At 61.6% G+C, this 18,725-nt stretch carries 18 protein-coding genes; 9 read left to right on the top strand and 9 right to left on the bottom strand.

Annotation, left to right across the window (positions count from 1 at the left end):
* The first annotated feature begins 114 nt into the window (after positions 1-114).
* Positions 115-738 (top strand): CGNR zinc finger domain-containing protein, encoded by a 624-nt coding sequence (locus tag VFB05_RS17685; protein ID WP_325014343.1) that lies wholly within the window; start codon positions 115-117, stop codon positions 736-738.
* Between the two features lie 55 nt (positions 739-793).
* Positions 794-1,477: a haloacid dehalogenase type II gene (locus tag VFB05_RS17690; RefSeq protein WP_325014345.1), complete on the top strand. Its 684-nt coding sequence runs from the start codon at positions 794-796 to the stop codon at positions 1,475-1,477.
* An 8-nt stretch (positions 1,478-1,485) separates the two neighbouring features.
* On the opposite strand, the gene VFB05_RS17695 is transcribed toward VFB05_RS17690, so the two are convergent.
* The gene (locus VFB05_RS17695) at positions 1,486-2,478 is read right to left on the bottom strand and encodes a DUF817 domain-containing protein (protein WP_325014347.1); all 993 of its coding nucleotides are present in this window, start codon (positions 2,476-2,478) and stop codon (positions 1,486-1,488) included.
* A gap of 728 nt (positions 2,479-3,206) precedes the next feature.
* On the opposite strand from VFB05_RS17695, the gene VFB05_RS17700 reads away from it, so the two are divergent.
* Both VFB05_RS17700 and VFB05_RS17705 read left to right on the top strand, forming a co-directional pair.
* Complete coding sequence (locus VFB05_RS17700) at positions 3,207-3,656, top strand: nuclear transport factor 2 family protein (RefSeq protein WP_325014349.1); 450 nt, start codon at positions 3,207-3,209, stop codon at positions 3,654-3,656.
* A gap of 163 nt (positions 3,657-3,819) precedes the next feature.
* Positions 3,820-4,179, top strand: coding sequence for a hypothetical protein (locus VFB05_RS17705; RefSeq protein ID WP_325014351.1), 360 nt, complete (start codon positions 3,820-3,822; stop codon positions 4,177-4,179).
* A 40-nt stretch (positions 4,180-4,219) separates the two neighbouring features.
* On the opposite strand, the gene VFB05_RS17710 is transcribed toward VFB05_RS17705, so the two are convergent.
* Both VFB05_RS17710 and VFB05_RS17715 read right to left on the bottom strand, forming a co-directional pair.
* Positions 4,220-5,218, bottom strand: a complete 999-nt coding sequence (locus VFB05_RS17710; RefSeq protein WP_325014353.1) for a DUF2778 domain-containing protein — start codon at positions 5,216-5,218, stop codon at positions 4,220-4,222.
* Positions 5,219-5,861: 643 nt separating this feature from the next.
* Positions 5,862-6,080 carry a hypothetical protein gene (locus VFB05_RS17715; RefSeq protein ID WP_325014355.1) on the bottom strand — a complete coding sequence of 73 codons (219 nt, stop codon included), beginning with the start codon at positions 6,078-6,080 and terminating at the stop codon, positions 5,862-5,864.
* Positions 6,081-6,457: 377 nt separating this feature from the next.
* On the opposite strand from VFB05_RS17715, the gene VFB05_RS17720 reads away from it, so the two are divergent.
* The 4 genes from VFB05_RS17720 (at position 6,458) to VFB05_RS17735 (ending at position 9,639) form a co-directional block, all read left to right on the top strand.
* Positions 6,458-6,991 (top strand): hypothetical protein, encoded by a 534-nt coding sequence (locus tag VFB05_RS17720; protein WP_325014357.1) that lies wholly within the window; start codon positions 6,458-6,460, stop codon positions 6,989-6,991.
* A 185-nt stretch (positions 6,992-7,176) separates the two neighbouring features.
* Positions 7,177-8,034: a DnaJ domain-containing protein gene (locus VFB05_RS17725; RefSeq protein ID WP_325014359.1), complete on the top strand. Its 858-nt coding sequence runs from the start codon at positions 7,177-7,179 to the stop codon at positions 8,032-8,034.
* Positions 8,035-8,093: 59 nt separating this feature from the next.
* A complete protein-coding gene (locus VFB05_RS17730; RefSeq protein WP_325014361.1) occupies positions 8,094-8,480 on the top strand; it encodes a septal ring lytic transglycosylase RlpA family protein in 387 nt (128 codons plus the stop codon).
* Between the two features lie 922 nt (positions 8,481-9,402).
* The gene (locus VFB05_RS17735) at positions 9,403-9,639 is read left to right on the top strand and encodes a hypothetical protein (protein WP_325014363.1); all 237 of its coding nucleotides are present in this window, start codon (positions 9,403-9,405) and stop codon (positions 9,637-9,639) included.
* Positions 9,640-9,744: 105 nt separating this feature from the next.
* Here the strand turns inward: VFB05_RS17735 and rpoD are convergent, their stop codons facing one another.
* From rpoD to VFB05_RS17760, 5 genes are all read right to left on the bottom strand, one after another.
* Positions 9,745-11,883 (bottom strand): RNA polymerase sigma factor RpoD, encoded by a 2,139-nt coding sequence (gene rpoD / locus VFB05_RS17740; RefSeq protein ID WP_325014365.1) that lies wholly within the window; start codon positions 11,881-11,883, stop codon positions 9,745-9,747.
* A gap of 531 nt (positions 11,884-12,414) precedes the next feature.
* Positions 12,415-14,418 (bottom strand): DNA primase, encoded by a 2,004-nt coding sequence (dnaG, locus tag VFB05_RS17745; protein WP_325014367.1) that lies wholly within the window; start codon positions 14,416-14,418, stop codon positions 12,415-12,417.
* Positions 14,419-14,693: 275 nt separating this feature from the next.
* The gene (locus VFB05_RS17750; RefSeq protein WP_325014369.1) at positions 14,694-15,086 is read right to left on the bottom strand and encodes a gamma-glutamylcyclotransferase family protein; all 393 of its coding nucleotides are present in this window, start codon (positions 15,084-15,086) and stop codon (positions 14,694-14,696) included.
* Between the two features lie 176 nt (positions 15,087-15,262).
* Positions 15,263-16,075: a transglutaminase family protein gene (locus VFB05_RS17755; RefSeq protein ID WP_325014371.1), complete on the bottom strand. Its 813-nt coding sequence runs from the start codon at positions 16,073-16,075 to the stop codon at positions 15,263-15,265.
* Positions 16,075-16,959, bottom strand: a complete 885-nt coding sequence (locus VFB05_RS17760; RefSeq protein ID WP_325014373.1) for a transglutaminase family protein — start codon at positions 16,957-16,959, stop codon at positions 16,075-16,077. The genes VFB05_RS17755 and VFB05_RS17760 overlap by 1 nt, the downstream gene beginning before the upstream one ends.
* Before the next feature lie 270 nt (positions 16,960-17,229).
* On the opposite strand from VFB05_RS17760, the gene VFB05_RS17765 reads away from it, so the two are divergent.
* Positions 17,230-18,039 carry an N-formylglutamate amidohydrolase gene (locus tag VFB05_RS17765; protein ID WP_325014375.1) on the top strand — a complete coding sequence of 270 codons (810 nt, stop codon included), beginning with the start codon at positions 17,230-17,232 and terminating at the stop codon, positions 18,037-18,039.
* A 3-nt stretch (positions 18,040-18,042) separates the two neighbouring features.
* Here the strand turns inward: VFB05_RS17765 and VFB05_RS17770 are convergent, their stop codons facing one another.
* Positions 18,043-18,660, bottom strand: coding sequence for a LysE family translocator (locus VFB05_RS17770; protein ID WP_325014377.1), 618 nt, complete (start codon positions 18,658-18,660; stop codon positions 18,043-18,045).
* Between the last annotated feature and the right edge of the window lie 65 nt (positions 18,661-18,725).

Raw genomic sequence — 18,725 nt, forward strand, 5'->3', positions numbered from 1 at the left:
AGTATTTGACAGGTTACTATCAGGCCGGTAGTAACTGGTCAAGTCGTTTTTAAAGGTTACTGTTCGGAACCCGCCGGGAAGGCCGGGCGACATTTCAAAAGAGCGTTTTCCAAGATGAGCCAGCACCCGCCCGCCATTTTCATCGCCGACTGCCAAGGCCTCGATTTTCTCAACTCGGTGGCAACGCCGGTCGATACCGAAATCGACTGGATCGCCGATGGCGACGGATTTCTGGATTGGCTGGCGCAGGCCAAATACGTTTCCGCCAGCGTGCTCGACGACATCAAGGCGAGTGCGAAGCCGACTGAACTCGATCGCGTAGCGCGCGAGGCCAGGGAACTGCGCGAATGGTGCCGTGGCTTTGTCCGCAAGCACATGGGAAAGCCTTTGAAGGCGGACGCCTTGCGCGAACTCGATCCGCTCAACAGGCTGCTTGCGCGCGACGAAGCGTTCAGCCAGATCCATCTCCGTCAAGAAGAGACCGGCAAGCCGCTGGAACTGCATGGAACGCGCCGCTGGCGCTCTGCTGAATCCCTGCTGCTGCCGATTGGCGAAGCTCTCGCAAAATTCATCTGCGAAGAGAATTTTTCTGACGTGAAAGCATGCGAAGGAACGAGCTGCACGCTGATGTTCGCCGATCACACCCGGCGGCGCGCTCGCCGTTGGTGCTCGATGGCGATCTGCGGCAATCGCGCCAAGCAGGCGGCGCATCGCGAGAGGCTGAAGAACAAGAGCTAAGGCCAAGTCCGCTTACGTCCCCCCAAGAAGTCCCAAGAAGAAGGAGCCGCTCTCCATGGCCGCACTGCCCCTGATTGTTTTTGACGTGAATGAAACCCTGCTTGACCTTGAAACCATGAACCCGACATTCGAACGCATCTTCCGCGACAAAAGCGCGATGCGGCTCTGGTTCGCGAACTTCATCATGTATTCCGCCGCGCTCACCGTCGCCGGCTGTTACGTGCCCTTCACCGATATCGGCGGCGCGGTGATGAAAATGCTGGCCGATGTCAGCGGCATCAAGATCACCGATGCCGACAAGAAGGAGCTGACGGATAAATTCTCGACCATGCCGCCACACGCCGAAGTGCCGGCGGCGCTGCGCAAACTGAAAGCTGCGGGCTTTCGCCTGTTCACGCTGACCGACAATCTGCTCGAAGTGCAGACGCGCCAGCTTACGCATGGCGGCATTGTCGATCTGTTCGAGCGGCGCTTTTCCGCCGACGGCGTCAAACACCACAAGCCATCGCGCGAGGCTTACGGCTATGTCGAAAAAGAACTCGGCACCAGGCCTTCCGACATGTGCCTGATCGCATGCCACACCTGGGACACACTCGGCGCGGTCGCAGCGGGTTGGGAAGCGGCGCTGATCAAGCGGCCCGGCAATGACGTGCTCGGCGTCGGCCCGCAGCCGCATATTGTCGGCGACAGCCTCGATGACGTCGCCGGTCAACTGATCGCGCGGCACAAGGCGGGGTAGCATCACCGTCATTGCGAGGAGCGAATGCGACGAAGCAATCCAGCACTTGGGAATGGCTCGATCTCTGGATTGCTTCGCTGGCGTTCGCAATGACGCGTCTTAAAAAGAGCGCGCGGCGCGTTGATCAGGCTGACAAGCGTGTAGCTGATGATCATCAGCAACAACCACGAACCGAGTTTGCTGATGGGGACCAGCGACCAGCCGTGATGCTGCGATGGATAGATCCAGGTCTGGGTAAGGGTGCCGATATTTTCGGAAAACCAGATGAACAGCGAGACCAGCAGGAAGCCGAGCAACAGCGGCATGGAGCGATAGGCGCGCCAGACCCTGAAGTAGATCGTGGTGGGACCGAACATCAGCGCCGCGAGTACAAACAGCGGCACGCGAAAATCCAGCCCGAAATGGTCGCAGAAGAAGTTGGCGTAGATCGCGATACTGAGCGCGACGAGGCTCCAGCGTGGCGGGTGCTGCGAAAAATGAAAATCGAACAACCGCCACGCCCGGCAGATATAACTGCCGATGCAGGAATACATGAAGCCCGTGAACAACGGCACGCCGGCGATACGGAAGAAATTCGGCTCCGGATAGATCCACGAGCCGACCGAAGTCTTGAAGACTTCCATCAGCGTGCCGACGAGGTGATAGATCAGAATCACTTTTGCTTCGTCCCACGTCTCCAGGCGAAGCGCGAGCAACGACGCCTGGGCGCCGATCATGCAAGCGAAAAGAAAATCGTAGCGGGCGAGTCCGGCGCCTGCGGGATAAAACCACCAGGTCCCGATCATCAGGCCGACCGCGATGCCGCCGAACAGGCACGCCCAGGCCTGTTTGATGCCGAAGCGCAAGAATTCGTAAAGTCCGCCACTCCACCGCTGCCGTGCAACGGCGCGTCCGAGCCGCGCCTCGCTTGCGATGAGCGAACGAAGCGGCAACGAGATCGCTGCAGCGTCTCGCTTGAGTGCAGTTGCATTGGGATTGTCGGCAATCTCGACAGCGCTCATCAAGCTCCATCCATCGTGTCATTCAGGGATGCGCCGTCGCGACAGAACAGCGAGCTATTTTGCGCGGAAGGCGCAGACCCGGAATCCATTGCGCCGCTCGAATGCTGCTGACGCGGCTGAATACATGCACAGCTTCATCCTTCCCGCGGCAGGATTTTTGCCCGAGTTTTTATGCAGATGGCCCTCAAGAGTACGAGGGCGCAGGAAATGCCGGGCGCCTTTGCACCCGCAGCCTTGCGTGCGAAAAGTAAAAAGCACGCAAGCAAAGTCGCCACAGGTTCACCGGACAACACCGGCATTCCCTGCGCGATGGATTTACGGTTTCCTTCGCGCTCTCCCTGGTGAACGGGCTTTCTTGCCACCACCCCCGGCGCAACGCGTTAGCGTTGTCGCCGCGTTGACACCAGCGTCGGGGTGTCAGGACCACACGACTTCGCCGTCCGTTTCGCCTGCGTTCGTCGTTCGCGCGCAAAACGTCCACCGCATCCCGCACTCAACGTTCGTGACGACCGCGAAGCGCCCCTCTTGTTCGAGGCGGGACGGGGCGAGCAGATGCCCGTGATTTGCCCGACGCCACAAGCGAAATATCTGCGGCACATTGGCACGACGAGCAAATCACCTACTGGAACATTCACTGAATTTGTCAAAGTCAAATGATGCCGAGCGGCGGGAACGCCATGCGCGCGGACACGTTCGCCCTATCAAGCGGTTGAACCAAGGAGATGCAAATGGCGAAAGCATTGAGATACGAACAAACGACCCCGGAAGAAACCACAACTCCCGTTGAGCGGATGTACTTTGCGTGGAACGAGGCGCTGTCGCACAACGACGCGGAACGGCTATTGGCGCTCTATGCACGCGATGCGCATTTCGAGAGCCCTCTCGTCCCTCATTTGCTCGACACCAAAAACGGCGTGTTGCACGGCCACGACGAGTTGCGGCCGCTGTTCGCCCAGCTCGCCGAGCGGAAGCCGAAGGTGCGCCAATATTATCGCTCCGGTTATCTCACCGACGGCAAGCGCATGATCTTCGAATATCCGCGTGACGCCGGCAAAGGCGAGCAGATGGATTTCGTCGAGGTGATGGAGCTCAACGACGCAGGACTGATCCAGCGGCACTGCGTCTACTGGGGCTGGTTCGGCGTCGGCGTCTTGCAACGCGACGAATATCGCCGCTGAGGCCACGCCTGCCGACCTCTTTCCGCCCGCGCCGCCGAATCCAACAGCCGCCACGCCGGCCGCCTTTTTGACGTTGTCTGGCCGTAAGGCCTTGCGCGAATTGCCGGCATTGGCCAAAAACATTCCGGATGATCTTACTCGGTGCGAAGGGGCGACTGGCGACATGAAACGTTCATCAACATTGCTGCCGCAGGCGAAGCTGCGCGGCCTGCTCCTCGTCGGCAGCTTCTGCCTGCTCGGCGGCAGCGCCGCTCAGGCGCAAAATATCGATGAAGGCAAGTCGGCCCAGCAGCTCTACGCCGCGACCTGCGCGGCCTGCCACAAAAATCCGGCCGTGCTCGCCAAGGGCCGCTTCCGCGCCACGCTCGTTCCGTTTCTGCAAGACCACTACACGACCGGCATGAGCGAAGCCTGGGCGCTTGCCGGTTATCTGGCCTCGGTGGATGCGGGACCGCCCCGCGCGAAGAAGCCGGGCGCGGGCAAGAAGCGTCCGCCGGCGGCGCCGTCAGCTCAGCAGAATTAAGTGTAGCTGCTCAGGATCGAGGACCCGGCCGCGTTTGCGATCAGTCGGCGTTTTGCTGGGCCAGGATGATGGCCTTCACGCTGGGCACGACGGCAATGTGAGTGAATTGGCCGTCGTCATAGGCCTTGCGGAAGCGGTCGAAGTCGCGGATCGAAATGCAGCCGTTGGAATCGCCGTTGGGGCCTAGCATGAAGCTGTGAATCAATAGCCCCGAACGTCCGCCGATATCGCTGCCTTCGGCCGGCGTCATGCGCAGCGCGGCGACCCCGTGGAAGGCTGCCTCGCGCGGCTTCAGCGAATACATCGCCGGCGGCGTTGCGCCGGTGTTCGGCACCGTGGCGTGCTCCGGATCGTCGCGCAGGTTGCCCATGCCAGAATGCGCCTCGTACACCGTCCCGTTCGGCAGATAGACGGCATGCGCCGTGATGTCATAGACGGCGGTCTCGTTGTCATAGCCGAGCGCGGCGAGGTCCGGCGCCTTGCCGAGCCCAAGCGAGGCGATCGTCATCTTCGCCTTCATCATGTCCGAGAACTTCTGCAGCGCGGAGCGCTCGGGCCGGCTCGGCACGGCGTCGGCCGTTGCCAATACCGTCGTCGTTGGCCCTGCTGCGGCCAGCGCCAAGGCCTGCGTCGTTTGAACCGGCTGGTCAGCGGCTGCGGGGCGCGACCGCGGCATCGGAATTGCGGCGACGGCGGAGGTCGCAGCTTGAGGCGCGGTCCCACTCACGATCGGCGCCGGAAGCGGCTCATCGGCGATCGCCGGGCGAAGGTTGTCCTGCTGCGGCCAACGCGACGCCAGCGCATCCCGCGTCGACGACAGTTCGAGGCGCTCCGACATGGAATCGACTTTCGCCATGACGAGGCGTTTCAGCGGCTGCAGCAGCGCGCTGGTCGTCGCCTTTGGCGCCGACACGAAGCGATCTTCAAAACTCGGCCGATCGGTATTTCCCGGCATTGCGGACGCGAGCGCGGAAAGATCGGGGCTCGTGATCCAGACCGCGGCTGTCAGGGACAGGCCGACCGCGGCGAGCGTCAGCATGATGGTGTTGGCGCGCGAGCCGCGCCGCGCAGGCTTTTCGGCGCGAGCAAACCCAGGTGCGAACTCTTGGTCAGCAAACTCTTGGTCCGCAAACTCTTGGCCGGCAAATTCCCGGGCAGCAAATTCCTGGGGAGGCGAAGATTTGCGGAGAGGCGCAGCCGCACGTGCGCCAGCCTGCACGCGAACAGGCATCGGCCTGCCTGACGGCAATGGCTTACGAGCTATCGCAGGCGGCATAGCCCCCTGCTCCCCAAATTTACCTCGACGAGGCCGCAAACAGAATCCCCCGCGGATTTGTCGGCACCGAGAATACGATAATTAAGCCCAAAAGTAAGGCATATTCGCGACGAATGATATGGGCTGATGGGCTAAAGCCCACGAGAATCACACACCCGCCGAACGTGTCGAGGCAAGGGGCAGCGTTCGAAGCCCCAAGCGGCCGAGACATCACGGTAACTGTCTGACGATATTACACTTTTACTCACCCCCCCATGGCCGGACTTGCCGCCTTCGCCAAAGCTTCGGCGGCCGAGTGAACTCGTGGCCCCGGCGTAGCCTTGGCGGAGACGGGACCCGGCCATCCACGTCGACGGTCAGACCGGGACCAAAAAACGATGCGCTTCGAGTCATCCGCCGCGGCCGGCTAGCAGCCATACCAGCCATCCGGAAACGGAATCAGCGGCCAGGCCTGATCGTTGTCGTTTGCGACGTGAGCCCGGTCGGCGATGCCTTGGGCGGTGCCCTGGCGTCCGTCCTGGCGTTCGTCCTTAAGCCCCTGGGTGAGATCCGAACCGGCACTGCGATCTGCCTTGAGCGATTGCTCGCTGAGTCGCCGGCTGCGAACAACAATTTCGAGTGCCATGTTGGCGTCTCTGAAAATAGCGTCTTTCGAAAAAAAGGACGCTGCAATGTCTTCGTTAGAAAAATCGATTGAGCAGTATTCGTTCCTAAGCCACTTGATCTATGTCACGCGATGACGACGCTGCAACGATGGATTGTTGACTGGATTACGTCCGTCAACAGGCGCGTTCGAGGCACGAGGAATCGGGAGGTAGGGCGATATGCCCTCCACAACCGAAAGTTGCGAAACTCCCTGAAGAGGGCGGCGATTAGCATTTCGTTCATCGTGATTATTAGACTGAGATTCAAATTTTCCGCCGATGCTTGCCGGAAGCTTTCCGAGATTTCGTTGCAAGCGGCGGCCGCAACCTGTCTCGCCTCGAACCGGAACGATTCCGTATGGCGATGATGCATCCCGCGCGATGTGCAGGTGACGAGCGCGACGTCGCGAGCGCTTGCTCGCCGCTGAACGGCCCGGTATCGCCGCGCCCGCGGCTGTTCACCGTTTCTGCCGTTGCTGCCATGATGGCGCTGGGCGGATGCGCGCGCGAACCGTCTCACCGTGAATTCAATTCCAGCCAGCGAGAGGTCAGGACAAGCCATGTTCGTCCGACCCTGCACGCCCGCATCCACGTCAAGCCACAGCAACAGCCGCAGGCCGAGCTGCGCGTTCACAGACCCGACCCGGCGCTGCTTGCGCCGCAGCCGGCGCCCGACTGCGAGTTCAAACGGTCAGACGTCAAGGCGGTCGACCCGAACGAATGGGGACGCCTGAAGACCGAGTATGAGCGGCAGTGCTATCAGGATGCCGAGAAGGCGGCACGCGATCGCCTGAAGCAGTTGCAGGCGTCGAGCCTGTGCGAAGTCGAGCGCATACCGCAGAATAGGCCGCATCGGCGGTACAGGACCGCGATCAGGACTCCGAAGAATTAGCAACGTTGGGCCTGCGCACGTCCTCAGAGCGTTCTGTGACGCCTGGATGACGGACGACGTTAACCTTACGCCGATCGCTCCCAAGATTACGCCCTTTTGCCGCCACATCATGGCGCGTTTTTCCCGGGAGAATCTCGAAATATTGAGGGGGGACATTTTGAGAGATCATTATCGCGAGGGATATTTTGCCCACCCTTTACGAGTTGCTCGGTGCGCTTCCGCAAGATGATGCCGAAAGCTTAAGGGCAGCATTCCGCAGGGCCGCCAGGACCAGCCATCCCGACAACAATCCCGGCGATGACGATGCGCCGTATCGATTCAGGCAGGTCGTTCGCGCCTATTCGATTCTGCGAGACGAAAAGCAGCGTGCCACCTATGACGAGCTGCTGAGCGACGCAGAGCACGAACGCGCGCCGGTTTCACGCCGGAAGGTTTTCGCCGAGCTCGGCCTTCCCGGACCCTTCACCAGCATGGTGATCGCGTCCGTCGCTATCGGCGCATTCATGGTTCTCGAAAGAGTTTTGACTGCGCCGGTCGTTCTCGCGCAAGTGCAGGTGCTATCCGAGCGAGCCATGGCGCTGACAGCGGCGATGCCGACCCACGAGCCCAGCACGGTCGGCAAGGCGAACGACAGGGTCAGCGCACGCGACAAGCCTGACAAGATCGCGCCCGTCAAGGAAGCGGACATTGCCAGCGCCGCCGAGGAGCTTGCGACGCCGGCCGTCGTGGTAACATCAAACGATCGCCACACCGTTCCGGAGCTGTCCGAACCGGAGACGTCCGAGCCCGTGATTTCCGAGGCTCCGATGTCTGCGCCAGTCGTGAAGGACGCCAACTATTATCTCGAGCGCGGCAACCTCGCCTATCGCAGCGGCGACTTTCCGCTTGCACTGACCGACTTCGATCTCGCGATCAATCTCGATCCCAATTCCTCGGACGCCTACATCAACCGCGCCATTGTGCTGCGGCGCATGGGCGATCTGAGGCGCGCATTTGCCGATGTCAGCCAGGCCCGGCGCATCGACGAACGGAAGGCTCGATAGGCGGTGCTGACGCGGTGCGTCCGCAATGCAGATGATCGATAAGCGAAAGGATAAGACCCATGCGTGGATGTTTTGGAATTGTCGGATTGGCTGCGGCGCTGTTGATCGCCTCAATCGGCCAAGCCCACAGTCGAGGCTTCGCCTGGTTCTTCTCGCACTCCAGGCCGCACGGAGCCTGTTCGGGGCAGCACGTGGTTGCGACTTACTACACCTCGGGCCGGCGAACTGCGAGCGGCCAGGCCTTCAATAGCAGCGGGTATACGGCCGCGCATCGAACGCTGCCGTTCGGCTCGCAGGTCACGGTTTCCAATCCCGAGACCGGCAGGTCCGTCACCGTCGTCATCAACGATCGCGGTCCCTTTACGCACGGGGTTACGCTTGACCTCGCGCGCGGCGCGGCGCTTGCGATCGGCATGCACGGGACGCAATGGGTCTGCATGACCTGAGGCGCGGTAGAGGCTGCGCCCTCATTTCTGATTCAAATTTCAAACAGCCAGCCTCCGGCTCCTCGCGGCTTTGGATCACCCGAGTTTTCAGCGAAAGCAGCCCCTCGGAGAACAGAGGGCGCAGGGAATGCCGGTGCGTCAGCCGCACCCGCAGCCTCGCGTGCAAGAATAGAAAGCACACGAGTTAGCCACCACAGGTCAGCCGAGACAGTCCGGCATTCCCTGCGCGATGGTTTTACGGCTTCCTTCGTGCTCTCCCCGGTGATCGGGCTTTCTTGTCACCGCAGGCGTAATGCGGAGCATTATCGCCAGATGTCAGCGTCGAGACATCAGGACCACACGACTTCGCCGTCCCAAAGATGCGCGCTCGTCAGCGCGCGCATCTCCAGTCCACCGCATCCCGCACTCAACACTCGTGACGATCGCGTAGCGCCCCTCGGTAACGAGGCGGGACGGCGCGAAGTTCTAAAGATGATTTGCCCGACGGGTGCAGCGATTTATTTTTTGCGACAGGGATTGCGCGACGGGCAAATCAGTTGGGAAATGATTGCGCCCTCTCCCCTTGCGGGAGAGGGTTACTCCGCCGGTCGACACAGAACTCGTTTGGGTGAGGGGTCGTTTCCATGGATTGAAACCCTCATCCGTCGTGGACTGACGCATAGCCGATGCAAGGCATCGGCGTTCTGAAAAGAGCGGCGGCCGCTGGCCGCCTATGGCCACCTTCTCCCGCAAGGGGGAAGGAAAGCAACCTCATCCTGTGGAGCCCGCCGCGTCCGAGCAGGCCGAGCAATAGCGAGGCCGTCGCGAACGGCGCTAAATCAGGCGGGCGTCTCGAAGGATGGGCCAAAGCGAGCGGGCAGATCGGCAAATCGCCCCTCCGATTTGTTTTGACAGCGGCGCCCTGATCGGGGACAAGCCGCGCATGCCAAAAAAGCCCGGAACCAATCCCAAAGGCGAATTCGCCTTCTTCAACGTCGTCTATGAAGACGATTCCCAGCGCTCCAACCGCCGCGTGCCGTCCGAACTGCTTGGCGGGCTGGACGGCGACGAGCCGGCAAAGGCATTCATCGCCGAACAGGATCGCGAGATCGCCGAAAAATCCGGCAAACCGCAGCTCGAAATCAAGAAGATCAGCCGCGTCGGGGCGAAGAAGAAATAACCTTCGGCAACGCAGACCGAGAACGGCGGGCTCTCGCCCGCCGCTTTTGTTTCGGAGCACATCAAAGACGTGGATGGCCGGGACAAGCCCGGCCATGACGGCGGCCTAGTTATCCAGGAAGCTCCGCAGCTTCCTTGACCGGCTCGGATGCTTCAGCTTCCGCAGCGCCTTCGCCTCGATCTGGCGGATGCGTTCGCGGGTCACCGAGAACTGCTGGCCGACTTCTTCCAGCGTATGGTCGGTGTTCATGCCGATGCCAAAGCGCATGCGCAGCACGCGCTCTTCGCGCGGCGTCAGCGAGGCCAGCACGCGCGTCGTAGTCTCGCGCAGGTTGGACTGGATCGCTGCGTCAATGGGCAGGATCGCGTTCTTGTCCTCGATGAAGTCGCCGAGGTGCGAATCTTCTTCATCGCCGACCGGTGTTTCCAGCGAGAGCGGCTCCTTGGCGATCTTGAGAACCTTGCGCACTTTCTCCAAGGGCATGCCGAGCTTTTCGGCGAGTTCTTCCGGCGTCGGCTCGCGGCCGATTTCGTTGAGCATCTGCCGCGAGGTGCGCACGATCTTGTTGATCGTCTCGATCATGTGCACGGGAATGCGGATGGTGCGCGCCTGGTCGGCGATCGAGCGGGTGATCGCCTGCCGGATCCACCACGTGGCGTAAGTCGAGAACTTGTAGCCGCGGCGATATTCGAACTTGTCGACCGCCTTCATCAACCCGATGTTGCCTTCCTGGATCAGGTCGAGGAATTGCAGGCCGCGGTTGGTGTATTTCTTGGCAATCGAGATCACGAGGCGAAGGTTGGCTTCCACCATTTCCTTCTTGGCCTGGCGGGCTTCACGCTCGCCCTTCTGCACGCCGTGCACGATCTTGCGGAATTCGCCGATCTCGAGACCGGTGAGCGCCGCAAGCTGCTGAATCTCGCCGCGCAGTTCCTTGATGCGGTCCTTCTCGTGATGGACGAAATTCTTCCAGCCCTTGGCGGAGAGTTTCGAGACGCGGTTGAGCCAGCGCGGATCGAGCTCGGAGCCCTGATAGTTGCGCAGGAAGTCGTCGCGCGCGACGCCGTGGCTGTCGCCGAGACGCAGCAGGCGGCCTTCGAACGAAACCAGCTTCTTGTTGATGTCGTAGAGCTGCTCGACCAACGAGTCGATACGTGCCTGGTTGAGCCGCAGCGACTTCACCTCGACGATGATCTCGTCCTTCAGCTTCTTGTACTTGCGCTCCTGCGCCGGCGACAGCGTCTCGTTCTGCAGCTGGTTGGAGATGTCCTGCTCCTGCAGGCGGCGCAGCTTCTTGTAGTTGTCGGCGATCTTGTCGAAGGTCTCGACCACCTTCGGCTTCAGCTCGGCCTCGATGGCGGCGAGCGACATCTGGTTTTCGAACTCGTCGTCGTCCATGTCGGACTCGGCAGCGGCTTCGCCGGGATCCTTTTCCTCGCCCTCGCCTTCGCCCGCGGCAGGCGCGGCGCGGAACGGGGTTGCCGACGGCGGGGCAGCGGGCGGCGCCGCGGCGGCCGGCATCGCGCTGCCATTGCCGCCAGCTTCAGCACCCGCAACCGGCTGGCCATCGGGGCCGACGGCCGCGCCGATCATGTTCGGGTTCAGATTGTTCTTGGCGTCGGGGCCGGCATAGGTGGCCTCGAGATCGATGATGTCGCGAAGGAAGATCTTTCCTTCGTTGAGTTCGTCGCGCCAGATGATGATGGCCTGGAAGGTGAGCGGGCTTTCGCACAGCCCTGCGATCATCGCTTCGCGGCCGGCCTCGATGCGCTTGGCAATCGCGATTTCGCCCTCGCGCGAGAGCAATTCGACCGTGCCCATCTCGCGCAGATACATGCGCACGGGATCGTCGGTGCGCTCGCCCGGCTCGGATTTCTTGACTTCGGTGACGGCCTTTGAGGTGACCTCGACGAGTTCGTTGTCGGTATCGTCCTCGGTGTCTTCCTGCTTGTCTTCCTCGGCGTCGTCATCGGCTTCGGTGACGTTGATGCCCATGTCCGAGAGCATCGACATGATGTCCTCGATCTGCTCCGGCGAGGTGGTGTCGGACGGCAGCACTTCGTTGAGCTGATCGAAGGTCACGAAGCCGCGCTTCTTGGCCTGCTTGATCATCTTCTTGACGGCAGCATCCGACAGGTCGAGCAACGGCGACGGCGCATCGGGCGCATCCTTCTCGGGAGCGTCCGCGACCTTCTCGTCTTTTTCTTTTTCCTTGACCTGAACCGTCTTCGCCTTGCTGGCCATTCAAAAGCTCCCAACGGCGTCTCGATTTGCGGGGCCAATGCCCCTATTCGAAACGCTTCAACTCACTCATGACGCGAAAGGGCGGCGCAAAGTTTCGCCACCCCTGATTGCTCTCACCGATTTCCTACAAATGACCTTGAACGCATTCCCCCTGGAGAGGGCGGTGCCGTTTGTTCGAACCTAAGCGCGTCTGGTTCATTCCGAACGCCCTCTTTCGAAAAGCAGCCGGCGAGCCGCTAGATCAGAAAATGCCTCAAAGCCATTAAACGTCGCTTAACCCTGTTTTTGCAGCCAAACCACGGGTTTGGCGAGTCTTTTTGCGGTTCCGTTGGCGGCCGTCCGCATTAAATTTGTTTCTCACTAGTGCCCTCGCTCCGAAGTTCGTCTGCACTTGCGGCACCCTCGATACGAACTTCGTAGCGTTAAGGGCACTAGCAAAAATATCCGATGTTAGTGCCGCTTATCGATTTGAAGTTCCTACCTAACGTACGGAGAACACATAGGAACTTCAAATCGGCGGCACTAAAGGCCCTAGACGCTGCCGCGCAGACGGCCGGAGAGTTCGCCAAATCCCTCGATCATGGCCTCCGTCCCGTCCATTTCCGACAATCGGGCTTTGATGTCCTTGAGCCAGGCCAGATTGGCCTCGCTCGCGTCCTCGCCCAAGGCAAGCTCGGCGTCCTTTAGCTCCCTAAGTAAGGAGTGGTATTGGCGATGCAAGGAGACGAGCTGGTGCCAGGTGGAAAGAACATCCTCCCGCGCCGCGCCGGCCTTCGCACCCCACACCGCAGGGGTCGTGATCACCCCTTCAAGCCTTTGAAGTTCCTTTGAAAAACCTGCCTTAACGAGGTCCGCGCGAAGCTTCTCGCTTTGCTCGGCAACGTCAGGCGAATGGTGATGGTCGGCCGCAAAGGCGGCGATGATTCCAGCGCGGAGCCGGTGCGCTTCCTGGTGGGGCAGTTCGAGCGCGGCCGCCTCCTCCAGATGGTCGTGCAGCAGCCAGGGGTGGTTGATCAGGCATTGCAGGATCAGCGCCTCGCGGCGGGACATCGCGCTGCGCTGGCCGCGGAGCAGCGGGCTTGCCGCGAGCTGCGAACTCGCCGCCTGATAGGGGCCGCGCAAGGCGGCGCCAGGACCCTGTGGACGGCCGCCCGAGCGGGGGTCGAACCGGCCGGCGTTTTGGCCTGCGCGGGGAGCAAAACGGCGGGGTGATTCGCCGTAAGCACCCCTGCCCTGACCGCCGCCATAAGGCGATCGCACCACCTCGGGGGCGAACATCCGCGACAGACGCTCCGAAAAATCCTGGCGATAATAGCGCCGCACCACCTCGTCGCGGACGGAATTGGCGATCTCGCCGATGCGCTTTTCCAGCGCGGCCCGCCGCTCGGGCGTCGCAAAATTTCCGCCCTCGATCTCGCGCGCCCAGATCATGTCGGCAAGACCGCGCGAGGCTGCGATCACGTCCTCGATCGCGGCGCGGCCGCCTGATCGGGCGAGATCGTCGGGGTCCTGGCCTTCCGGGAGGATCGCAAAGCGCAGGCTCTTGCCGGGCGCAAGATGCGGTAGCGCGAGATCGGCGGCGCGCCACGCCGCTTTCTGTCCGGCGCGATCGCCGTCGAAACACAGGATCGGCTCGTCCGCCATCTTCCAGAGCAGCGTGAGCTGGTTTTCGGTGAGCGCGGTGCCGAGCGGGGCGACGCTTGCCGGATATCCGACGCCGACCATCGCGATGACATCGACATAGCCTTCGACCACCACGATGGGGCTGCCGTCATGCGCGGCCTGCCGCGCGGTCGCGATGTTGTAGAGATTGTCGCCCTTGTGAAACAGCGGTGTTTCCGGCGAGTTCAGGTATTTCGCCGGCACGTCCTTTTCGAGCGCGCGGCCGCCGAACGCGATCACGCGGCCCCGCGCGTCCGTGATCGGAAACATCACGCGATCGCGGAAACGATCGTAAGGCACGGGAATATCGTCGCCGCCGATCAGAAGGCCGGTCTCGATCATGTCCTCGACCGAAATGCCCTGATTGCCGAGATTCTCTTTCAACGCAAAGCGATCCGGCGGCGCATAGCCGAGGCGGAACTGTAATTGCGTCGCCGGCGTGATCGCGCGATCGGCGAGATAGCCGCGCGCCTTGGCGCCATTGCGTGACGCCAATGTGTCGGCGAAGAATTTCGCCGCAAGTTCCATGACGTCATGCAGCGTCTTGCGCCGCGCCTCAAAGCGCGCCGCGTCCGGCGTCACCGCCGGCAGCGAAAGACCCGCCATCGATGCGAGCCGTTCGACCGCTTCGGGGAACGACACGCCCTCTGTCTCCATGACGAAGTCGAAGATGTTGCCGTGCTTGCCGGTCGAGAAGTCGTGATAAAACTGCTTCTGGTCGTTGACCGTGAACGACGGTGTCTTCTCTTGTTGAAATGGCGACAGTCCCTTGAACTCGCGGCCAGCCTTCTTCAGCTTCACGCGCCGGCCCACGACTTCCGAAACCAGAAGGCGAGCTTTCAGCTCTTCGAGAAATTGGGGCGTAAAGCGCATGGGCCGATTCTAGCGCGGGTTTTGAGTCGGAACGAAGGATTACGGATATAGGGTGGGCCGCCGAAATTACGAAGATAATTGGCCTTCTTGCCGTTATTCACAGGGCGCCAAACTAACAGTCGTCACGGCCGGGCATAGCCGTTCGAAGAACGGCGTCGCTTCCGCTCGCCTATGACCCGGCCATCCACGTCTTTGTGTCCCAGAGAAGAAAGTAAGACGTGGATGCCCGGCACAAGGCCGGGCATGACGACCGGGACTGCCTCTCCAATTTGTTCCTACAAAAACCGCCCCGACTCGATTCTAGTCAGCGCCGCGACCGGCCAGTTGTAGATGTAGGTCCAGGCGTCGCTCTTGGCTCCGTCCGCGAGCGTGACGGGCAGCATCTGCCGCACATATTGCGTCGGTTCCGGAAAACCCTCGCCGCAGGCCTCGTACATGTCGAACTCGCGCAGAAGGTCTTCGGCCGCGCGCAAGCGATAGAGTTCGCCGCAAACGATATCAGCCGCCTCGTTCGACAGCACGAGGCCGGGATAATGCTTCACCTTGTAGAGTTTTCCGCGGCAGCTCGCTTCGCCGATAAAGTCGGCATTGGCCGACAACAGCCGCGCCATCGGATGCGAATAGCCGCGCATCAACGTGCCATAGACGAAAAGGAGGTCGGAGGTCATGGGTTTCTCTTACACCGTCATTGCGAGCGAAGCGAAGTAATCCAGCCCCAATCTCACCTCGTCATGCCCGGCCTTGTGCCGGGCATCCACGTCTTCCTTTTCTTTCGGTAACAAAGACGTGGATGGCCGGGTCAAGCCCGGCCATGACGGAAGGGGAAGCTCTCGCGGAAAAAGATTCAAGCCGCCGTCACCTCGTCGCTGACGACAGAAAATTTGGCGAGGTTCATCCGCCCGAAACTCGTCGACAGCGCCACGTCGGCCGCGTCGCGGCCCGTCGCCATCAGGATGCGGCCGATCCGCGGAACGACATGGCGCGCATCGAACGTGTACCACCTGCCGGACAGATACGCCTCGAACCAGCCGGAGAAATCCATCGGGAACGGCTCGGGCGGAATGCCGATGTCGCCGAGATAGCCGGTGCAATAGCGCGCCGGGATGCCCATGCAGCGACAGAGCGTCAGCGCCAGATGTGCGAAATCGCGGCAGACGCCGGAGCGCTGCGCGTGGGCATCGAAGGCGGACTTCATGTGATGAGCGTGCTCGTAGCCGAAGGTGATGCGCTCGTTCACATATCGGCAGATCGCCATCACGCGCGCCCACCCGGGCCTGGTGTTGCCGAACTGCGACCAGGCGAGATCGGCGAGCTTGTCGGTCTCGCAGTAGCGGCTCGCCATCAGATAAAGGATCACGTCATCCGGCAACTGCTCGATCGGAATTTGCTCGGCATCCTCGGCGACCTCATCGGGTCGACCTGAATCGCGCACCAGCGCATTGCCGCGCAGCGCTACGCCACCGGTGGGCGCGATCAGCCGCCCGCAAATATTGCCGAAGGAGTCATTGTAATAGCGGATGGGAACGTCGGGCTCGGCGACGATGGTCTCGGCCCCGATGATGTCGTGGCGGCGCGAGGGATGGATCGAGAGCATGATCACCATCGGCGTTGCCTGTGGCGCGGCGTAAGCGATGTCGAATCCGACCTTGATATGCATTACGTTTCTACTGCCTCGTCGGCCGAGACGACACGGATCTCGACCTCCATGCCGACGAAGGCGTCGGCTGGCCCAAGATAAGTGCCGTGCAGCGGGATCGCTTGACGCGGATCGCGCGCCACCGCGACGCGAATGAGATCGCGCGTGCCGACGATGCCGTTGGTGGGATCGAACTCGATCCATCCCGCGCTCGGCAAATAGACCTGCACCCAGGCATGGGTCGAACCGCCGCCGAAATGGCCGCTGTCCGATGGCACGAACAGATAGCCCGACACGAAGCGCGCGGCGATCCCGAGCTGACGCAGCGCCTCGATCATCAAAAGCGCATAGTCGCGGCAGGTGCCAGAGCCCGTTTGCAGCGTGTCGAGCGGATGCTGGGTGCCGTGCTCGTGGCGGCTGCGATAGGCGAAGGCCTCGCGGATGCCATGCGTCATCTGCGTGAGAATCTTGTAGGTGGGCGTCGGCGCCTCGGCATCGAGGAAGCCCCGCGCCCATGTGGACAGTTCGCCGTTCGGATCTGAGTATTGCGGCGTGATGAACCGGAGCAGGTCCGGAAACTCCTCCGGGTCATAGAGAAACGGATAGAAATAAGCGGGGTCGTCCGGCGTCAGCGCGAATTCCTCGGCCGGATTGTGATCGACCGTCGCAGTCCAGGTGAAGCTCAGGACGTCGGAGCGCTCGTCGAAGGTCGCAATCGCCACGCTGTTGCCGAACACGTCGTGGATCCAGCGTAGCCGCATCGGCTCCGGCACGATCTTGAGATCGCCGGAAACGACGCGCAAATCATGCCCGTCGCGGGGCCGCAGCATGATCCGGTGCTCGCCGAACGCGACGGGGCGCGCATAGCGATATTCGGTCTTGTGATGGATGGTCAGACGCGGCATCGTTGGGTTGCAACTATCGTGACTCTGTAAGGTGTAATCTATACCGGTCACCGGACATTTCGAGATCGCTAGTGGTCCAATTCTAACATTCGCATTCCTTCTCAGCGGCCACTTTTGCGAATGTTAGAATTAGAAGGACCACTAGCAAATATAAGTTTCTAGTGGAGTTTTGGATTTGACATTCGCTTGATGAACCCGCGGTTAGGTGGTTAGCGAATGTCTAATCCACTCCACTAGTGCCGCCTAAACAGGCAAATTGGGCAAGAAAAGATGGTCTTGGTTGACGCCGGCGACACATCGTTACTTCTCGGCAGCGCCGATGCGCCACCGGTCGTGGAGCAAAACCCGCTCGGCCGCTCGCCGTTCCTGCTCACGTCAGATCATTTCGGCCGCGCCATTCCGAAGCGCCTCGGCGATCTCGGCCTGCCAGAGAACGAATTGACGCGGCACATCGCGTGGGACATCGGCATCGCGGGCGTGGCGCGCGCGCTGTCCGAGCAACTCGATGCGCATCTGATCGCGCAAGCGTACTCGCGGCTTGTCATCGACTGCAATCGTCCCTTTGCCTCGCCTGGTTCGATCCCGCTGATCAGCGAGGCGACGACCGTTCCCGGCAATGAAGGCCTTACCCGCGAGGCGATCGCGGCGCGGCGGCGCGAGGTGTTCGATCCCTATCACCGCCACATCTCCGACGTGATCGATCGGCGGTCGCGCGACGGAATGCCGACGGTACTGCTGTCGCTGCACAGCTTCACGCCGGTCTATGCCGGCATCAAGCGGCCATGGCATGTCGGCACGCTCTATCAGGGCGACAATCGCCTGCCGCCGCTGCTCTTGAGCGCCTTACGCGCGCAAGGCGACCTCGTCGTCGGCGACAACGAGCCTTACGCGGTCTCCGACGAGACCGACTACACGATTCCCGTTCATGGCGAGGCGCGCGGCCTGATGAACACCGGCATCGAAATCCGCCAGGACCTGATCTCGGATCAGGCCGGCGAAGCCGCATGGGCGGAGCGGCTGGCGACAGTCTTTGCCGAGATCGAAGTGACGCTGCGCGCGCAGGCGTTGCTGCCGGCTTGAATTTTACCGCGCGCGCGTCAGCGCGAGCCAGACGCCGCCGCCGATCATGAAGCCGCCGGAGACGCGCGAGAGCATTCGCGTCCGCCGCGCCGAGAAGAACTTGCGCACGCGCCCTGCCAGCAGCGCGTAAGCGCCATCCGTCAAGCCCGCCACGATCATGAAGGTGACGCCGAGGATTGCGACCTGCGGCAGGTGATCCTGGCTCATGTCCACGAATTGCGGAATGAAGGCGCCGAAGAACACCAGCAGCTTGGGATTACTCAGCGCGACCAGAAAACCCTGCAGGAAAAACCCACCGCGCGGCGGCGGTGGCGCCTCGTCTGCCGTCACGCCCTGGACCGGATCGCGGATCAGCTTGATGCCGAGCCAGACCAGATAGATCGCGCCGGCAAACCGCACCCAGTCGAACCAGTAACCCATGGTGGCCATCAGCGACGTCAGGCCGATCGCGACCACGCCGATCACGATCAAGAGCGCCGCCTGCACGCCGGCGATATTGGTCAGCGCCGCGCGGGTGCCGTGGCGCAGGCCATTGGCGATCACGAGCGTCACGATCGGCCCGGGAAGGAGCGCCAAGGCAACGCAGGCGGCGATAAAAGCGAGGTAAAGCTGAAGGGACATGGGATTATCCTGAGGCGTGGACATGTACCTTACACGTCATTGCGAGCGAAGCGAAGCAATCCAGA

It is taken from the genome of Bradyrhizobium sp., from assembly GCF_035652035.1.
Taxonomy (GTDB): Bacteria; Pseudomonadota; Alphaproteobacteria; order Rhizobiales; family Xanthobacteraceae; genus Bradyrhizobium.